This is a genomic window from Haliea sp., from assembly GCF_041395985.1.
Taxonomy (GTDB): domain Bacteria; phylum Pseudomonadota; class Gammaproteobacteria; order Pseudomonadales; family Halieaceae; genus Haliea.
The window spans coordinates 73,992-92,069 of record NZ_JAWKZJ010000005.1 but is presented as its reverse complement, the minus strand read 5'-3'; the positions used below and the strand labels follow the sequence as shown (position 1 = coordinate 92,069).

Here is an 18,078-nt window from a genome sequence, read left to right as displayed (position 1 = left end):
TCCGCCGCTGGGGAGTCAGGCACTGAAGGCGCTGCGTATCCACCGCGGCGCCGGTTCAGGGTCGGATTGTCGCGGGTCGAAGGCAAGTACGTCAAATCGGCAGGGCATGTTTTGCCAGCGGGTGCTGCACTGCAGGAAAAACCTGGCCGTACGCAGCAGCTTTTGCTGCTTGCGTCTGTCTACTGACGCGGCAGCGGAGCTGAAACGGGGGTTACTCCGCGCGCGAACTTCGACGAACACGAGCTGCCCCTGATCCAGGGCAATGATATCGATTTCGCCCAGCTTGCAGCGAAAGTTGCGCTGCAGGACCTGCCAACCCTGCGCGAGTAGCCAGCGTGCCGCCAGTTCTTCATACCGGTCGCCGTGGTTCTGCATGCCGATACCTCCCTGTATCGGCCGCAGTATAGGTCAGGGGCGCACCAGATCGCTGCCATCAAATACTGCCAACACGGGTTCGCGTTGCAGACGCAGGCTCGGGTCCAGGCGCAGTAGCCCCGTATCGCCGCGGAGCAGCGCATCGGCACCGGCCTGCAACTGCGCGAACCGCGATTGTACCAGCCAGGCATCGGCCCCCAGGGCGTTCAGGCGCGCCAGGTTGTCGCTGCCGGTGTTGCCCGCGGCGATGGCGACCCGCAGGCCCGGGTTGCTGCCCAGCAGCCAGGGGAGCTCTGTCAGGCGGACGCCGTTAAGGTCGCGGTCGCGCAGGTCCGGTACGCCGCTGTAAATACTGGATGTGGCGTACACGGGGACGTTGCCCGCGTAGTGGAATGCCAGCAACGGTTTCAGCGAGCGCGCTTCGGCGGGCGAGTCGGCGAGGAGGAAGATGACGTCGATGTCCTGCCGCCGGCGTGGGGTAAATTCGATATTGGTCGCCAGCATGCTGCGAATATCGCTGGCGCGCTGTTCACTGGGGCTCAGGTTGAGCGCGTTCTTGACGTTGTCAGAGTAAGCCTCTGCGCTGGCATAACTCGCCGTGCCGACAACGCTGCCGCCAAGTGCCTGCCAGCGGCTGCGCAGCACATCCTCGCTACGCGCACCGCGCTCGCCGGCCGGGCGCAGCACCAGGGCCCGGCGCGCGCCGTTACCGTAAGCCAGTTCTGCGACGCGCCGGGCATCGTCTTCAGGTGCCAGTGACAGCTGTACCAGCGCGCTGCCGCCCTGCAGGGCATTGCTATCCGTGCGATTCAGCGCGAGCACCGGGACCGGTCGCTCGGGCAGTTGCCCGAGCTCTGTCACGGCCTCCTTGCTCAAGGGGCCGATGACGATTTCCGCGCCTCCCGCGACGGCGTGCCGGTAGGCGGCCGTGGCGGACTCGAACGCAGTGGTGTCGATAAAGCTGAGTGCATAGGGCGGCTCGCCGCGGGCCTGGGCAGCAAAATAGTGCGCCAGGTAACCGTCCTGAACGGCCCGCGCGGCGGGCGCGAGACGTCCGCTCAACGGCAGCAGCAATGCGACCCGGGTGGGAGACGCGGGGCCGCGGGCGAGGTATTCAAGCCCGCCCGGCAGCGGCGCAGCGGCGGCGTGCGCAGGGTATTCGTTCCGCCACTGCTGCAGCGCCTCTTGCAGGGCCTGCCGATTCTCCGCGCGCCGGTCAAGAAGCGCCAGCTCCAGCCAGCCCCTCCAGTCCCGGTCTGTGGTGGTGGACAGCTCCGCCGCCAGATCGCTTTCCTCGGCGCGGTTCAGGTCGGCCCATACAGCGCGCCGCAGCGCTGCGTCCCCGGCCTGCTCCGAGAGGATGCCGGCTCCCGTCCTGGCGCTGGCCAGCCAATCCCCGGCAAGCTGTGCTACCTCGGCGCTGAACGCGGCGCGTTCAAGGCGCAGCGCCTCGGGCGCCGCGGCGTTGCGGGTGGCGGCAACCCATCGCCGGCTGCCTTCGAGGTCGCCACGCAGAAAAGCCGCGCGAGCCAGCAGAAAGTCCCGCCGGGCAAGGTCCTCGCCGGCAAGCTCCCGTGGCAGTTCCGCCAGCGCCTGCTCTGCAGCCATCCAGTCGCGAGCCCGCAGCGCCGTCCGGGCCTGAGCGAAAACGTCGTCCCAGCGGCTGACCGGCATGGGGGGTGGCAGTTCGGGGGCAGCTTCCACAGGTTTCTCCGGCGCTACCGCCTGTGGCGGTGGCGTGAGCGGCTCGGGAGGCGCTGTGCTGCATCCGCTGCCCAGAGCCAGCACCAGGGCGAGGCCCGCCCAGTGGCTGCCAGCGGTGATCGGGGTCGTTGTACGCGTCATGCTATCCTTCCGGCTGCAACAGGATCGCCGCCAACAGCGGCGACGTCCATGCTTGGATGAATGATACAGGGCGAAGGGTGATCAGTGGAATCGGGACTGTATGTTGTTGCCACGCCAATCGGCAACCTGGGCGATATAACGGCGCGTGCTCTGGACGTGCTGGCGGCGGCGGACCTGGTGGCGGCGGAGGATACGCGGCATACCGCGCGCCTGTTGCAACATTTCTCCATCACTACAAGCCTCTTGGCTTACCACGAGCACAGCGATGAGCGTGCTCAGGCCCGGATCATGGCCTGTCTCGCGGACGGTGGCGCCGTGGCGCTGGTCTCCGATGCCGGCACGCCGCTGATTTCCGATCCCGGTTACCGCCTGGTGCGCGACGTGCAGGCGGCGGGTTACCGTGTCATACCGCTGCCCGGCCCCTGCGCCGCCATTGCCGCACTCAGTGCCTCAGGCTTGCCGACCGACCGCTTTCTGTTTGAAGGTTTTCTGCCCGCCAAGTCCGGCGCCCGCCTGCGTCGATTGCAGGATCTGGCGTCAGAGTCGGCAACACTGGTCTTCTATGAAGCACCGCATCGCGTGGCGGAAACGCTGCAGGCGATGTTGGAGACCTTTGGTGCCGAGCGCGAGGCCCTGCTCGCGCGCGAACTCAGCAAAACCTTCGAAACGCTGAAGCGTGCACCCTTGGCCGAGCTCACCAGCTTCGTCGCCGGTGACAGCAATCAGCAACGGGGTGAGATTGTGCTGGCCGTGGCGGGTCAGCGCAGGCGCGACGACACCCTGACCCCGGACACCCAGAGGTTATTGCAGCGGCTGGCGCAGGAGTTGCCCGCCAAGCGCGCGGCGACGCTGGTGGCCGAACTCACCGGTCTGCGCAAGAAGCAGCTGTACGACTTTCTGCTGGAGCAGCGGCAGGCCCCGTGAGCCGGTGGCGAGCGGCGACTCTCCTTGCCAGCGCCGCTGGCAGCGAGTAGTCTTGCCGCCGAGTCGGTCAGGCGATCGCTTCCGGTTATGTACCGGGGGAGGAAAGTCCGGGCTCCACAGGGCAGGGTGCCAGGTAACGCCTGGGGGGCGTGAGCCTACGGAAAGTGCAACAGAAAGGATACCGCCCGGCGCAAGTCGGGTAAGGGTGAAAAGGTGCGGTAAGAGCGCACCGCGCGGCTGGTAACAGGCGTGGCGATGGTAAACCCCACTCGGAGCAAGACCAAATAGGAATCCGTATGCTGCGGCCCGCAGTGGATTCGGGTAGGTCGCTACAGGCCGGCGGCGACGCCGGTCGCAGATGAATGATCGTCCTCGACAGAACCCGGCTTATCGACCGACTCGCTTTTTCCCCTCCCTGCGGCTGCGCCTCACCGGCCTGCCGCGGGGACATTTCCCGCGCGATTGGCTCCGCTCCTTATGTTAATTTCTGCTAACGCGATCCATCTTGAAGAAGAAAATAGCCTTTAACTTAAAGTGAATCCTTAATATACGATGTTAGCGCTCTGTTTTAAGGTAATTTTCGCTTTCACACACGCTGCCAGAAGCTATCATTTTGCCCTCCAATCAGCGCTAATTAGCTGAAATTAAAACGTTTTTCGCGTCAGGCTCGCTTGACACCCCAATTGCTGCGCCCCTATAGTGTCGAAAAGTGGGAAGAAGTGGATATATCTGGCTTTTTGTGGTTTTTAAGGGCCGGATAAGCGGGGGAAACTGACGTGTTTCGTGGGGTGCAGCACATCAATATGGACGCCAAGGGGCGACTGGCCATGCCAGCGCGCCAGCGCGAGCCGTTGCGTGCCCTCTGCGATGGCCAGATCGTGATCACCATCGATACCCAGGTGAAGTGTCTCGTGATCTACCCGCTTCCCGATTGGGAGCGTATCGAAAAGCACATCCAGTCATTGCCTGCCCTCAAGCCTGCGGTGAAGCGGTTCCAGCGCCTGGTGCTGGGCTATGCCACAGATGTAGAGATGGACAGCAATGGTCGTTGCCTGTTGCCCCAGCCCCTGCGGGATTATGCCCAGCTGGACAAGAAGCTGGTGCTGGTGGGTCAGGGCAACAAGCTGGAGCTGTGGGCGGAGGAGCTGTGGCTGGCGGAGCGCGAACAGGCGCTGCTCGAGTCCGGCGCCGACGCGGAGTTGCCCGACGAATTAATGTCTCTGACCCTGTAGGTGAGCGGCATGCATCAGACAGTTTTGTTACGAGAGGCGGTGGAAGCTCTGGTGACGACAAGCGATGGTACCTACGTCGATGGCACCTTTGGGCGCGGTGGCCACAGTCGGGCAGTCCTGCAGCGGCTCTCTTCGCACGGACATCTGCTGGGGGTGGACAAGGACCCTGCCGCGGCTGCCGTCGCCGCCCAACTGAGCGCCACAGATTCCCGTTTCAGTTTCTTCCACGGTTCTTTTGCTGAGCTGCCCACCGAACTGGCTTCCCGCGGTATCACCGGCCTGGACGGCATTCTGCTTGATCTGGGTGTTTCCAGCCCGCAGCTGGACGACAGCGAGCGCGGTTTCAGTTTTCAGCACGATGGTCCGCTGGACATGCGTATGGACACCAGCAGTGGTGAGACGGCGGCCCAGTGGCTGGCGCGCGCCACCGAGCAGGATATCGCCACGGTGCTGAAAGAATACGGTGAAGAGCGTTTTGCGCGCCGTATTGCGGGGGCTATTGTCTCCGCCCGTGCGGAGGCCCCCATCGTCACCACCGGTCGTCTGGCCAAAATCGTCAGTGAGGCCAATCCGCGCTGGGAGAAGCACAAGCATCCGGCGACGCGCGCGTTCCAGGGTATTCGCATCTTCATCAACCGCGAGCTGGATGATCTGGCTGCATTGCTGACGGCGACCCTGGGCCTGCTCAAAGTGGGCGGCCGCCTGGTGGTGATCAGCTTCCACTCATTGGAAGACAGGTTGGTAAAGCGCTATATGCGCGATATGGCGCGCGGTGATGCCTTGCCAGCAGGTGTCCCGGTACGCGACAGCGCACTTAACCGGCAGATGCGCCTGGTGGGCAAATCCCTGCGGGCAGGCCCCGGGGAGGTCACCGCAAATCCCCGCGCGCGGAGTGCCATCATGCGTGTTGCCGAGAAGATCAGCTGATATGGCGGCCCGCGCGACATCTGCAGTTACCGCCCCTGAGCACAGTGTCAGCCTGCAATCCCTCGCGCTGTTTGGCACCCTGCTGGCGCTGGTGCTGGGCTCGGCTTTTGGCGTTATCCACAGCTCCCACGACTGCCGTCGACTGTATGCCGTGCTGCAGCAGCTGGAGGCGGACCAGTGGTACCTGCAGGAAGACTATGGCCGCCTGTTGCTGGAGCAGAGCACCTGGGCCTCTCATTACCGCGTCGAGCGCGTTGCCACCCGCGAACTGAATATGCAGGCGCCCGTGCTGGAAGGCCTCAAGGTGGTGCGGCCATGACCCGCTCCCGCGCGCCCGCCGTCGCGCCCTGGCGCTTCTACCTGGTCGCGATTGCACTGCTGGCGATGCTCGCATTGCTGGTGGGCAGGGTGCTGTCACTGCAGGTGCTGGATATCGAGCATGGGCGCAGCTTCCTACAGGACCAGGGCGAAAGCCGTTCCATGCGCAATGCTGAAATTCCCGCCTACCGCGGTGTCATTTCGGACCGTCGCGGCGAGCCGCTTGCGGTCAGTACGCCGGTCATCTCCCTGGTTGCGGACCCCCGTTTGCTGGCTGCTGTCGAGGATCTCTCACCGCTGGCCACCGCGCTGGATATGCCGCTGCCCGACCTGCAGGCGCGCCTTGAGCGCTTTTCCGGCCGTTCATTCATGTACCTGCGGCGGCATATGGTGCCTGCCGAGGCACGCGAAGTGCTGGCGCTGAAGCTGCCCGGCGTGTCGGGTCGGCGTGAATACCAGCGCTACTATCCGGCCGGTGAGGTGGCGGGTCACCTAGTGGGGTTCACCAACCTGGACGGGCGCGGTATCGCCGGGCTGGAGCTGGCGTACGACGACTGGCTCAAGGGCACCCCGGGCAAGAAGCAGTACATCAAGGATCTGCGCGGCGATGTGGTGCGCGACATCGGTGTGCTGGAGCCGGCGCGTTCCGGCAAGGACCTGCGGTTGAGTATCGACCTGCGCCTGCAGTACCTGCATCACCAGGAGCTGCAGCGCGCCATGGCGGTGACCGGGGCCAGCTCCGGCAGCATTGTGACCCTGGATAGCCGCACCGGTGAGGTGCTGGCCATGGTGAACCACCCCGTTTACAACCCCAATGGCCGCCGCGGCATCAGTCCCGACCAGACCCGCAATCGGGCCATCACTGATATGTTCGAGCCCGGCTCGACCATGAAAACCTTCACCCTGGTCGCGGCACTGGAAAGCGGTCGTTTTTCAAGCGAGACCATGATTGATACCTCACCGGGACGCATTCGCGTGGGCCGCAAGACGCTGCCTGATCCACGCAACTACGGTGAAATATCGGTTTCTCGGATTATCGAAAAGTCCAGCCAGGTGGGCGTGACCAAAATCGCGCTGGATATCGGTCACGAGCCGATTCGGGATGTGTTTCGTCGCTTCGGTTTCGGCGCGGCGCTGGGCACCGGGTTCCCGGGAGAGAGCGCCGGTCAGCTGCCCAACCGCAGCCGCTGGAGTGACATCGAGAAAGTCACGCTGGCATTCGGCTACGGGCTGACGGCCACGCCTCTGCAACTGGCGCACGCCTACACCGCCTTCGCCAATGACGGTGTGATGCCGCCCGTATCGCTGCTTGCTGCCGACGAGCGCGAGCCCGAGGGAACCCGCGTCGTGGACGCGGATATCGCGCGTGAGGTGCTCGCGGTGCTGCAACGGGTCACCGAAGAACACGGCACCGCGCGGCGCGCGCGGGTGCCGGGGTATGCGGTGGGCGGCAAGACCGGCACGGTGCACAAGGTTGGTCCCGGTGGCTATCAGGATAACAAGTACATTGCCTTTTTTGCCGGTATAGCGCCCACCGCGGACCCTCGTTTCGTCACCGTGGTGGTGATCAACGAACCGCAGGGTGAGGCCTATGGCGGTGGCGCCGCTGCGGCCCCGGTGTTTGCGCGGGTCGCGCAGGGCACCCTGCGCCTGCTCAACCTGCCGCCGGATGACACTGAAGCCGTGCTGGCCGTTGCGGCGCACGCCCCGGGGGTGTCGGGATGAGCCTGGCTGCGCCGCAAATCGCTGTATCCCTGGCTGACCTGCTGGGCCCAAGGGCCGGCGCCTGGGCGGATGTGCAGGTCACCGGCGTGCAGCTCGACAGCCGTCGTGTGGCGGCGGGCGACCTGTTTCTCGCCCTGCCCGGAGCGGCGCACGACGGCCGCCAGTTCATTGAGCAGGCGGTCGCCCGCGGCGCGGTCGCCGTGCTGGCGGAGCCGCCGGTGGCCGGTTATGTAGACGTCCTCCACGTGCCCCTGCTGGAGCAGGCGGAATTGGCACAGTCGGTGGGCGAGATTGCCGCGCGCTTTTATGGTGATCCCAGTGGCGGGATGATGATGGTGGGTGTCACCGGCACCAATGGCAAGACCACCACCAGCCGACTGGTGGCGCAATTGCTGCGCGCCGCAGGCTATCGCTGTGGCGTCATTGGTACGCTCGGAGCGGTGCTCGACGACACGGCCACGGAAGCGGTCAACACCACGCCGGATGCGGTGTCGCTGCAGCAACAGCTGGCAGCCTGGCGTACCGAGGGTGTCGATGCTGTGTGCATGGAGGTGTCGTCCCACGCACTGGATCAGGGCAGGGTGCAGGGCACGCGCTTTGATGTGGCGGTATTTACCAATCTCTCGCGAGACCATCTTGACTACCATGGCAGCATGCAGGCCTACGCGCGCAGCAAGCAGCGTCTGTTTTCCCAGGCAGGCCTGCGCTTTGCGGTGGTTAATGCTGACGATCCTTTCAGCGCGCAGATGCTGGCCGCGCTGCCTGCGGGTGTAGAGGCGGTGACCTTTTCCAGCAGTGGTGGGCCGGCAGATGTCTGCGCCCGGCAGACAGAACCTTTTCCGGGTGGCGTGCGTGCGCAGCTGCAGACACCCTGGGGCAGTGGCGAGCTGGAACTGCCATTGCCGGGGGTATTCAACCTCTCCAACGCGCTGGCGGCGATTACCTGTGCGGTCCTGCTCGGCGGTGAGCTTCCCGCGGTGCTGGCTGCCGCAGCGGGTCTGCACGCTGTGCCCGGACGCATGCAGAGCGTGCCCAACACCCTGGGCCTGCAGGTGATCGTCGACTACGCCCACACGCCCGATGCCCTGGAGAAGGCTCTGCAGGCCTTGCGGCCACAGGTTGAGGGCCGCCTGATTGTGGTGTTCGGCTGCGGCGGAGACCGCGATCCCGGTAAACGTGCCGTGATGGGTCGGGTGGCGAGTACGGCGGCGGACCAGGTGGTGCTGACGTCGGATAACCCACGCAGCGAGGACCCCCGGGCAATTCTGGATGATATCCAGCGGGGCTGTCAGGGCCGGGTGCAGTTGGAGGTCGACCGCGGCGCGGCGATTGCCCTGGCAATTTCCGAGGCGCAGCCTGGCGATTGCGTGCTGATCGCCGGCAAGGGGCACGAAACCTACCAGATTATCGGGCATCAGCGTCTTGCCTTCAGCGATGTCGACAGTGCCGCCTGGGCCCTGCAGCAGAGGGCGGTGTCATGATGCGCAACCTCCGCCTCAGCGAATTGAGTGTCCCATTGCAGGCGCGCTTACGGGGCGCTGACCTGAGCATTACCGGTGTCACCACCGACAGTCGCAGGGTGGCGCCGGGGGATCTGTTTGTGGCGTTGCAGGGTGAACGCTTCGATGGTCACGACTTTCTCCAGGCTGTCGCGGAAGCCGGTGCGGTGGCGGCGGTGGTCAGCCGCGATGTCGACACACCGCTGGCTCTGCTTCAGGTCGCTGATACGCAGCGCGCGCTGGGGCAGCTGGGAGCGTTCAACCGGTCACTCTTCTCCGCCCCGCTGATTGCCATTACCGGCAGCGCTGGAAAAACCACGGCGAAGAACCTGATTGCCGCCGTGTTGTCCCGCCGCGGTCCGGTGCTGGCGACGCAAGGCAATCTGAACAACGAAATCGGCGTGCCGCTGACCCTTTTGCAACTCGCGCCGGAGCATGTGTTTGCGGTGATTGAGATGGGCGCCTGCCGGCAGGGCGATGTGGCCTGGCTGTGCGAGCTGGCGCGACCGAACATCGCTGTTCTGCTGAATGCCATGCCGGCGCATCTGGAGGGCTTTGGCAGTCTGGAGGGGGTCGCGTCGGCCAAGGGCGAAATTTACGCGGGTCTGGAAGGGGCGGGTATCGCCATCGTCAATGCCGACCAGCCCTGGGCAACGCGCTGGCGCACGCGTGCCGCGGGGGCCACGGTGCTGGACTACGGCCTCGAACAGGCTGCAGCGATCAGCGCCCACAGCATTCAGTCGCGCGGCGCCCAGGGCGTGACGTTCGTCGTCAGCACGCCCGCCGGAGAAGCTCCGGTGCGCCTGCAACTGCCGGGTCGACACAACGTATCCAACGCACTCGCAGCCATCGCCGTCGGTCTCGCCTGTGAGCTCAGCCTGGCGGATATCACCGCGGGTCTCGCTGGTGTGGCTCCGGTCCCGGGCCGCGGCGCGCGAGTCGCCGGTCGTGGAGGCTCTGTGCTGATCGACGACAGCTACAACGCGAACCCCGGCTCGGTGCGCGCCGCCATTGACGTGTTGGCGGCCTGCCCGGGAAGACGCACGCTGGTGCTGGGCGCGATGCTCGAGTTGGGCGCAGGCAGTGAGCAATTGCACCGCGAGGTCTGGGCCTATGCGCGGGAGCGGGGTATCGACCGCATGGTCGCGGTCGGGCCGGCGCTGCTGGGCGCCGTGGAGCAACTGGGCGGCGAATGGTTTGCCGACTGCGAGGCCGCGTCCCTGGCGCTGCGTGAAGATCTGGGGCCGGGCGACACAGTACTGATCAAGGGGTCCCGTGGCGTTGCCATGGAGCGCCTGCTGGCGACTTTGCGGGAGACGGGGAACTGACATGCTGTTATTCCTGGCAGAATATCTGACCCACTTCGCCGGCGGTTTCCAGGTGTTCCAGTACCTCACGCTGCGCAGCATCCTGGCGGCCGGAACTGCGCTGGCGATTTCGCTGCTGGTCGGTCCGGCGATGATCCGCCGCCTGAACCTCTACCAGGTCGGGCAGTCCGTCCGCAGTGACGGGCCACAATCGCACCTCAGCAAATCTGGTACACCGACCATGGGCGGCGCCCTGATCCTCGTCGCCATCGCCATTAGCAGTCTGCTGTGGGCGGACTTGCGCAATCCCTACATCTGGGTGGCTCTGGGCGTGACAGCAGTGTTCGGCGCGGTCGGGTGGGTGGACGACTACCGCAAGGTGGTAGAGCGGGATTCACGCGGCCTGCCGGCACGCTGGAAATACTTCTGGCAGTCACTGGCAGGACTCGCCGCGGCGCTCTACCTCTACCTTGCGTTTGATACCCCGGTCACCACGGAGCTCTATATCCCGTTTTTCAAGGACTTTGCCTGGAGCATGGGGCCGCTGTTTATCCTGCTGACGTACTTCGTGATTGTCGGTGCCAGCAACGCGGTGAACCTGACTGACGGGCTGGATGGCCTGGCGATACTGCCCACCGTCATGGTTGGCTCTGCGCTCGGCATCATTGCCTACCTCACGGGTAACGTGAATTTCGCCGACTACCTGCATATTCCCTATGTGGCGGGCAGCGGCGAACTCGCCGTGTTCTGCGGCGCAATCGCTGGAGCCGGCCTGGGTTTTCTCTGGTTCAACACCTATCCGGCGCAGGTGTTCATGGGCGATGTGGGCGCGTTGGCCCTCGGCGCGGCACTGGGCACGGTGGCCGTGATCACCCGGCATGAAATCGTGTTCTTCATCATGGGAGGCATCTTCGTGCTGGAAACCGTCTCGGTGATCCTGCAGGTGGCGTCCTTCAAGCTGACCGGGCGGCGGATCTTCCGCATGGCCCCGATACACCATCACTTCGAGTTGAAGGGTTGGCCTGAGCCGCGGGTCATCGTGCGCTTCTGGATTATCACCGTCATGCTGGTCCTGTTCGGGCTGGCTACGTTGAAACTGCGTTAGGCGGGGAGTAGCTGAGTCAATGGCACAGGGTCTTATAGCAAGCAGCGGCGACGAGGTGGTTTTCGGCCTCGGCGCGACTGGCTTGTCCTGCGCACGTTTCCTGCATCGCAGCGGCCGGCGTTTCGTGGTGATCGACACCCGTGAGCAGCCCCCCGAGCTGGCCATGCTGCAGCGCGAGATGCCGGATGTGCCTGTGTTTGCCGGCGCCATACCTGACGCAGTCATCGAGCAGGGCGGGAGCTGGGTGGTCAGCCCGGGCATTGCACTGGACCACCCCATCGTGGTGCGGGCACTGGCGGCAGGCGCCACCGTGTGCGGGGACATCGACCTGTTCATGCGCGCCGCAGAGGCGCCGGTAGTGGGTATCACCGGCTCCAACGCCAAGTCGACGGTGACTGCGCTGCTCGGTGAAATGGCCGCGGCAGCGGGCCTCAATGTTGGCGTGGGCGGCAATCTCGGTGTGCCGGCCCTCGATCTGCTGGCACCTGAGCGCGAACTGTATGTATTGGAACTCTCCAGCTTTCAGCTTGAACGCGCGGCCAGCCTCGGTCTCGCTGTCGCGACCGTCCTGAATGTGTCTGCAGACCATCTGGACCGGCATGGCAGTTTGCAGCAGTACCACCAGGCCAAGCACCGGATTTTTCGCGGCTGCGCGCACGCCGTGGTCAATCGCGATGATCCGCTGACGTTGCCGCTGGTCGGTGCCGAAACCGCCGTGACCAGCTGGCGCCTGAAGGAGCCGGAGCTTCACGGCTTCGGCCTGCGCCAGATTGACGGTCAGGAGTGGCTCTGCCTCGGATTCGATGCCTTGCTGACCGTGGAAGAGCTCGGCATTCAGGGGCGGCACAATGTCGGTAATGTGCTGGCGGCGCTGGCCCTGGGTCATGCGGCGGGGTTACCCATGGCGGCGATGCAGTCCGCGGCACGCTCGTTTTCAGGTCTGCCCCATCGCTGTCAGCTGGTTGCAGAGCACAGCGGCGTGCGCTTCGTCAACGACTCCAAGGGCACGAACGTGGGCGCCACGCGCGCGGCTCTCATCGGTTTTGGCGCCGGACGCAATGTGATTCTGATTGCCGGTGGTGTTGGCAAGGGCCAGGATTTCCGCCCGCTGCGCCAGCCGCTGCAGGCCAGTGGCAAGGCCCTGATCCTGATTGGCGAAGCCGCAGGGCAGATAGCGGATGCCGCGGGTGACCTGCTGCCGATACAGCGTGCCGCAGACATGGCGGACGCGGTGCGCCGTGCTGCGGCCTGCGCAGCGGCAGGCGACGTGGTGCTGCTTTCACCCGCCTGTGCCAGCTTTGACATGTTCAGCGGCTATCCGGCGCGTGGCGACGCCTTTGTGCAGGCGGTCGCCGCATTGCGCGAAGGAGTGGACGCATGAGATTGGCTAAGCCCCTGCACTTCGCCGTCGATCCCGCGCTGTTCCTGCTCGCACTGTCACTGCTGCTGGTGGGCCTGGTCGCCATCGGCTCCGCCTCAGTCGAGTACGCGGACTGGCACTACCAGGACGCGTGGCAGCTGACCCGGCGTCATTTGGTCTATATCGTCATTGCCGTCACGGCCGCCGCAGTGGTGTACCGCTTTCCCTCCAGCTTCTGGCTGAGGACGGGTTGGATGTGGCTGTTGGTCGGACTTGGCTTTCTGGTGCTGGTGCTGCTGCCGGGGATCGGCAAGGAAGTGAAGGGCGCCCAGCGCTGGTTGCCTCTGGGGCCGTTCACCTTCCAGCCCTCCGAGTTCGCCAAACTCACCGTGGTGGTGTACCTCGCGGGCTACCTGGTGCGCCAGGCGCGGGAGGTCCGTGAGCAGTGGAGCGGGTTCTTCAAGCCCATGGGCGTGTTGGCACTGGTCGCCCTGCTGCTCCTCGCCGAGCCCGATTTCGGTGCCACGGTGATTGTGGTGGCCACGTCGTTCGGCATGCTGTTCCTCGCCGGGATGAAGGTCACGCACTTCCTGACCATTGTCCTCGCCAGTCCCATCGTCGTGGGTGCACTGGTCTTTGCCGCGCCCTATCGCATGCAGCGGCTCACCTCGTTCACCGACCCCTGGGCCGACCCCTATGGCAGCGGCTTCCAGCTGATCCAGTCCCTGATTGCGTTCGGGCGTGGTGAGTGGCTCGGCGTGGGGCTCGGCAACAGTGTGCAGAAGCTGTTCTACCTGCCCGAGGCGCACACGGACTTTGTCTTTTCCATCTGGGCCGAGGAGACCGGATTTGTCGGCGCCTTCGCCCTCATTCTCCTTTTCACGGCGCTGATCGCCCGCATTCTGTGGGTCGCCCGGCAAGCCGAGGCTGCGGGCCAGCTGTTCGGCGCCTACGTCTGCTACGGCGTGGCCCTGGTGTTTTCCGGGCAGGCCTTTGTGAACATGGGCATGAGTGCCGGCCTCTTGCCCACCAAGGGCCTGACCCTGCCTTTCGTCAGCTATGGCGGCACCAGCCTGATTATCTGCTGCTGCATGCTCGCGCTGGTACTGCGCATCGGCAACGAATTGCCCAAGGCGGCGCCCCGCGCGCCACGTAAAGGGGGTGCCGGATGAGTGAGGCGCCTCTGGTTCTGATGATGGCGGGCGGCACGGGCGGACATGTCTATCCGGCGCTGGCCGTGGCCGACACCTTGCAGGCGCGCGGCTACCGCATCGCCTGGACAGGTACAGACCGCGGGCTGGAAGCGCGGGTCGTACCGGCGGCGGGATACCCGCTGCACCTGCTCCCGGTGCGCGGTGTGCGTGGCAAGAACCTTGCAGACACGGCGCTCGGCGCGGTGTTGCTGCTCTGGTCCTGTCTGCGCGCGGTACACCTGGTGTGGCGTCTCGCGCCGTCCTGCGTGGTGGGCATGGGTGGCTACGTGGCGGGCCCCGCGGGTCTGGCCGCCTGGTTGCTGCGCAAACCACTGCTGATTCATGAGCAGAATGCGGTGGCGGGTACCACCAACCGTCTGCTGGCTCCGTTGGCCAGCCGGGTAGCCGCGGGTTTTCCGGGCGCATTCCCGGCCCAGCGTGCGGTGACCGTGGTGGGTAACCCGGTGCGCCGCTCGCTGCTTGAGGCGGCCAATGACCAGTTGTGGGATTACCACGGCCAGCGCCCGCTGCAGGTGCTGGTACTGGGCGGGAGTCTGGGAGCGCAGCCGCTGAATACACTGCTTCCTGAAGTGCTGCGCCATCTGCGCAAACGACTGGGTGATGACGCGGTGCGCATCTGGCATCAGTCCGGGCAGGCGCACGTGGAGAGCCTGCGCGCCGACTATGGCGCATTGCTGGATGAAGGCGTGCAGGTCAGTGACTTCATTGAGGATATGGCGGCGGCCTACGCCTGGGCAGATGTCGTGATCTGCAGGGCAGGTGCGTTGACGGTGGCCGAACTCGCCATTATGGGCCGCCCCGCATTGTTGATACCGCTGCCTCACGCCATCGACGATCACCAGACGGCCAATGCGCGCGCGCTGTCGGATCGCGGTGCCGCGCTGATGTTGCGCCAGGCCGACCTGTCGCCCCGGGCGGTCGCTGCGACGCTGGCTGGATACATCGGCAACCCAAAGCGCCTGGCGGCGATGGCGGCGGCCGCCTCCGCCGCGGCGCAGCCGCAGGCGACAGCGCGGGTTGCCGATCTTTGCGAGGAGCTGATGCGCCATGACTGAACGCAGCGCCTATACCGTACCGGAAATGCGCCGGATCCGCAGGATTCACATGATTGGCATAGGGGGCACCGGGATGAGCGGGATCGCCGAGGTCCTGATGAACCTGGGCTATGCGGTGTCGGGCTCCGACCTGCGTCCCAGTTCCGTGACGGCACGCCTGCAGCAGCTCGGCATCGAGGTGTTTATCGGCCACGCCGCGGAACACGTGCGCGACGCCGACGTGGTGGTCAGTTCCAGCGCCGTACGCGCCGACAACCCGGAAGTGGTGGCGGCTCGTGCAGCGCGTGTGCCGGTTGTTCCTCGGGCTGAGATGCTCGCGGAGCTGATGCGCTATCGTCACGGTATCGCGGTGGCGGGCACCCATGGCAAAACCACGACTACGAGCCTGATTGCCGCGGTGTTCGCCGAGGCGGGCCTGGATCCGACCTTTGTCATCGGTGGCCTGGTGAATTCCGCCGGTAGCAACGCGCAACTGGGAGCCAGTCGCTTCCTGGTGGCCGAGGCGGATGAAAGCGACGCGTCCTTCCTGCACCTGCAGCCGATGGTGACCGTCGTGACGAACATTGAAGCAGATCACATGGAAACCTACGGGGGTGACTTTGCGACCCTGCGCAGCACCTTCCTCGAATTCCTGCACAACCTGCCTTTCTATGGCCTCGCCGTGCTCTGTATCGATGATCCGGTGGTTGCCGGGCTACTGCCGGACCTGTCTCGCCAGTTCCTTACCTATGGCTTCGATGAGGCGGCGGACTACCGCATCATGAACGTGCACAAGCAGGGGCTGACCACCGAGTTCACAGTCTCGCGTCCCGGGGATCTGCCGCCGCTGTCGATACAGCTGAATATGCCCGGCGAGCACAACGTGCTGAACGCCACCGCGGCGATTGCTGTTGCCTGCGATGAGGGTGTGGATGACGCCGCGATTCAGCGCGGCCTCGCGGGGTTTGCCGGTGTCGGGCGTCGTTTCAGCGTGATGGGTGAACTGCGTGTGGCGGGCGGCAATGCACTGCTGGTTGACGACTACGGGCACCATCCGACGGAAGTACGGGCGACGCTGGAATCTGCCCGGCAGGCCTGGCCCGATCGCCGAGTGGTCATGGTGTACCAGCCGCATCGGTACTCGCGCACGCGTGACCTGTACGAGGATTTCGTGGCGGTGCTGTCGCGCTGTGATGCGCTGCTGCTGCTGGATGTGTATCCGGCAGGTGAGGAGCCGATTCCCGGCGCCGACAGCCGCAGCCTGACGCGGAGTATCCGGCAGCGCGGGCAGGTGGAACCGGTGTTTGTGGAGAGCATTGACGAAGTCGCCAATGTCTTGTGTGGAATTCTGCGCGATGGCGATGTCGTGATTACCCAGGGCGCGGGCAACATCGCGCGACTGGCGCAGGACCTCCAGGCGCTGGGCAGCCTGGCGGAGGTGCGCGCATGAGTTGGCAGCAGGCGAGTTCAGGGCCGATGGCCGTGCTGCTGGGCGGTCGTTCTGCAGAGCGTGACGTATCGCTGCAGACCGGCGCAACCATCGTCGCCGCGTTGCAGAGCCTGGGGTGTGAGGTGCGCGCTGTTGATCCGTCCACGGCTGGCTGGGTGGCGCAACTCGAGGATGTGAGCTTTGCCTTCAACGCGCTGCACGGCCCCGGCGGTGAGGACGGCGTGATTCAGGGCGCCCTGGAAACATTGCAGATTCCCTACTCGGGTTCCGGGGTGCTGGGTTCGGCGCTGGCCATGGACAAGCAGCGCAGCAAGCAGCTCTGGCAGGGTGTGGGGGTCAGCACCGGCGGCTTTGTGGTGCTGGAAGCCGGCAGCGACTGGGACGCGGTCATCGCCCGTTTCGGCAAGGTGTTCGTGAAGCCGGCCTGCGAGGGTTCCAGTGTCGGCATGGCGCCGGCGGCGACCGCAGAGGCGCTGGCACAGGCCTGGCGCACGGCATCGGCCTTCGGCGGAACCGTTCTGGCCGAGCAGTTCATCGATGGTCCCGAGTACACGGTCGCGGTTCTGGGGGACAGCACGCTGCCGTCGATCCGTATGGAAACTGATCGGGAGTTCTACGACTACGAAGCGAAGTACCTGTCGGACGAGACCCGCTACCACTGCCCCAGTGGCCTGAGCGCCGAAGATGAAGCGGAAGCCAGCGCGCTGGCACTGGCCGCGTTTCGCAGCCTCGGCTGCTCAGTCTGGGGGCGCGTGGATTTGATGCGCGACCGCGATGGCCGCTTTTACGTGCTGGAAGTGAACACCATCCCCGGTATGACATCGCACAGTCTTGTGCCGATGGCGGCGCGCGCGGTGGGGATGTCCATCGAGGCTCTGGTGCAACGCATTGTCGAATTGAGCTGGGAGGGTCGTGCGCATGGTTGACACGCGCAGGACCGCCGCACACCGGCGCCGCGGCTCCGCAGGAGCGACCCGTCGTCGCGCCGTGCGCGCGCCGCGACCGGACATGCGCCCGGGACTGCGCCTGCTCGGTGGCTGGGTAAACCGCCTGCTGATCCTGCTTGGCGTCGGTGTGGTGTGCGTGGTGAGCCTGCGCGGCTGGATTGCCCTGCAGGAGCTTCCGGTGCAGCGCATTGCCGTGACGGGCAATTTGCATCGCACCCAGACCGAAGTCGTGCAGGACATGGTACAGCCCGCGCTGGTGGGTGGGTTCCTGAGTGCCAACCTGGAGGACGTGCGCGCGCGGCTGCAGGCGCTGCCCTGGATCTACCAGGTGAGTGTGCGCCGGCGCTGGCCCAGCACGTTGGAGATCAATGTGCAGGAGCAACTGCCTATCGCGCGCTGGGGGCAGGGCGGCTTTCTCAACCACGAGGGTGAGGTGTTTCAGTCGTCCAGCGTGGCAGGCGAGGCATCGCTGCCGAGACTTGAGGGGCCCACCGGCTCTGCACGTGAGCTGATTGTGAGCTATCAGCAGCTGGGCGAACTGCTGCAGCCGCTGGGCCTGGTCCTGCATGCCCTGTCGCTGGATGAGCGCGGGCACCTCAGCGCCGAACTCGACAGCGGCACGCAGCTGGCACTGGGGAATGTGGACTTCGGCGATCGCCTCGAGCGCTTTGCAACGGTGTACCGACGTGAGCTGGCTGCGCGCTGGGATGAGGTCGAGCGCGTAGACCTGCGCTACGAGAGCGGCATGGCGGTAGCCTTCCGCGAACCCGCGGTTGACGCCGCGCAACTGGCCAGCGTGGCCGAAAAATAATTCAG

The 18,078-nt window shown here is 65.3% G+C and carries 16 protein-coding genes and 1 other RNA gene; 15 read left to right on the top strand and 2 right to left on the bottom strand.

Annotated elements, in window-relative coordinates; all coding sequences use genetic code 11:
- Positions 1 to 15 precede the first annotated feature (15 nt).
- Both R3E49_RS10670 and R3E49_RS10665 read right to left on the bottom strand, forming a co-directional pair.
- Entirely contained in the window at positions 16 to 375 is a 360-nt protein-coding gene (locus R3E49_RS10670; protein WP_371295040.1) for a YraN family protein, read from the bottom strand.
- Between the two features lie 33 nt (positions 376 to 408).
- Positions 409 to 2,220 (bottom strand): penicillin-binding protein activator, encoded by a 1,812-nt coding sequence (locus R3E49_RS10665; RefSeq protein ID WP_371295039.1) that lies wholly within the window; start codon positions 2,218 to 2,220, stop codon positions 409 to 411.
- Positions 2,221 to 2,304: 84 nt separating this feature from the next.
- Here R3E49_RS10665 and rsmI point away from each other — a divergent pair, with 84 nt between their 5' ends.
- The 15 genes from rsmI to R3E49_RS10590 all read left to right on the top strand — a co-directional run bounded on the left by rsmI (position 2,305) and on the right by R3E49_RS10590 (position 18,073).
- The gene (gene rsmI / locus R3E49_RS10660; RefSeq protein WP_371295038.1) at positions 2,305 to 3,144 is read left to right on the top strand and encodes a 16S rRNA (cytidine(1402)-2'-O)-methyltransferase; all 840 of its coding nucleotides are present in this window, start codon (positions 2,305 to 2,307) and stop codon (positions 3,142 to 3,144) included.
- A 59-nt stretch (positions 3,145 to 3,203) separates the two neighbouring features.
- An RNA gene (gene rnpB, locus R3E49_RS10655) (RNase P RNA component class A) lies at positions 3,204 to 3,550 on the top strand.
- Between the two features lie 370 nt (positions 3,551 to 3,920).
- A complete protein-coding gene (gene mraZ / locus R3E49_RS10650; protein ID WP_371295037.1) occupies positions 3,921 to 4,376 on the top strand; it encodes a division/cell wall cluster transcriptional repressor MraZ in 456 nt (151 codons plus the stop codon).
- A gap of 9 nt (positions 4,377 to 4,385) precedes the next feature.
- Complete coding sequence (gene rsmH / locus R3E49_RS10645; RefSeq protein ID WP_371295036.1) at positions 4,386 to 5,303, top strand: 16S rRNA (cytosine(1402)-N(4))-methyltransferase RsmH; 918 nt, start codon at positions 4,386 to 4,388, stop codon at positions 5,301 to 5,303.
- 1 nt (position 5,304) lies between these two features.
- Complete coding sequence (gene ftsL, locus R3E49_RS10640) at positions 5,305 to 5,622, top strand: cell division protein FtsL (RefSeq protein ID WP_371295035.1); 318 nt, start codon at positions 5,305 to 5,307, stop codon at positions 5,620 to 5,622.
- Positions 5,619 to 7,346, top strand: coding sequence for a peptidoglycan D,D-transpeptidase FtsI family protein (locus tag R3E49_RS10635; RefSeq protein ID WP_371295034.1), 1,728 nt, complete (start codon positions 5,619 to 5,621; stop codon positions 7,344 to 7,346). Before ftsL ends, R3E49_RS10635 begins: the two co-directional genes overlap by 4 nt.
- On the top strand, positions 7,343 to 8,827 hold the full coding sequence (locus R3E49_RS10630; protein WP_371295033.1) for a UDP-N-acetylmuramoyl-L-alanyl-D-glutamate--2,6-diaminopimelate ligase: 1,485 nt from the start codon (positions 7,343 to 7,345) through the stop codon (positions 8,825 to 8,827). Before R3E49_RS10635 ends, R3E49_RS10630 begins: the two co-directional genes overlap by 4 nt.
- Positions 8,824 to 10,173: a UDP-N-acetylmuramoyl-tripeptide--D-alanyl-D-alanine ligase gene (murF, locus tag R3E49_RS10625; protein WP_371295032.1), complete on the top strand. Its 1,350-nt coding sequence runs from the start codon at positions 8,824 to 8,826 to the stop codon at positions 10,171 to 10,173. The genes R3E49_RS10630 and murF overlap by 4 nt, the downstream gene beginning before the upstream one ends.
- Position 10,174: 1 nt before the next feature.
- Complete coding sequence (gene mraY / locus R3E49_RS10620) at positions 10,175 to 11,257, top strand: phospho-N-acetylmuramoyl-pentapeptide-transferase (protein WP_371295031.1); 1,083 nt, start codon at positions 10,175 to 10,177, stop codon at positions 11,255 to 11,257.
- A 19-nt stretch (positions 11,258 to 11,276) separates the two neighbouring features.
- Entirely contained in the window at positions 11,277 to 12,638 is a 1,362-nt protein-coding gene (gene murD, locus R3E49_RS10615) for a UDP-N-acetylmuramoyl-L-alanine--D-glutamate ligase (protein WP_371295030.1), read from the top strand.
- On the top strand, positions 12,635 to 13,789 hold the full coding sequence (ftsW, locus tag R3E49_RS10610; protein ID WP_371295029.1) for a putative lipid II flippase FtsW: 1,155 nt from the start codon (positions 12,635 to 12,637) through the stop codon (positions 13,787 to 13,789). The genes murD and ftsW overlap by 4 nt, the downstream gene beginning before the upstream one ends.
- A complete protein-coding gene (murG, locus tag R3E49_RS10605; protein WP_371295028.1) occupies positions 13,786 to 14,886 on the top strand; it encodes an undecaprenyldiphospho-muramoylpentapeptide beta-N-acetylglucosaminyltransferase in 1,101 nt (366 codons plus the stop codon). The genes ftsW and murG overlap by 4 nt, the downstream gene beginning before the upstream one ends.
- Complete coding sequence (murC, locus tag R3E49_RS10600) at positions 14,879 to 16,315, top strand: UDP-N-acetylmuramate--L-alanine ligase (protein ID WP_371295027.1); 1,437 nt, start codon at positions 14,879 to 14,881, stop codon at positions 16,313 to 16,315. The genes murG and murC overlap by 8 nt, the downstream gene beginning before the upstream one ends.
- Positions 16,312 to 17,241 carry a D-alanine--D-alanine ligase gene (locus tag R3E49_RS10595; protein ID WP_371295026.1) on the top strand — a complete coding sequence of 310 codons (930 nt, stop codon included), beginning with the start codon at positions 16,312 to 16,314 and terminating at the stop codon, positions 17,239 to 17,241. Before murC ends, R3E49_RS10595 begins: the two co-directional genes overlap by 4 nt.
- Positions 17,234 to 18,073 (top strand): cell division protein FtsQ/DivIB, encoded by an 840-nt coding sequence (locus R3E49_RS10590; RefSeq protein WP_371295025.1) that lies wholly within the window; start codon positions 17,234 to 17,236, stop codon positions 18,071 to 18,073. The genes R3E49_RS10595 and R3E49_RS10590 overlap by 8 nt, the downstream gene beginning before the upstream one ends.
- Positions 18,074 to 18,078 lie beyond the last annotated feature (5 nt).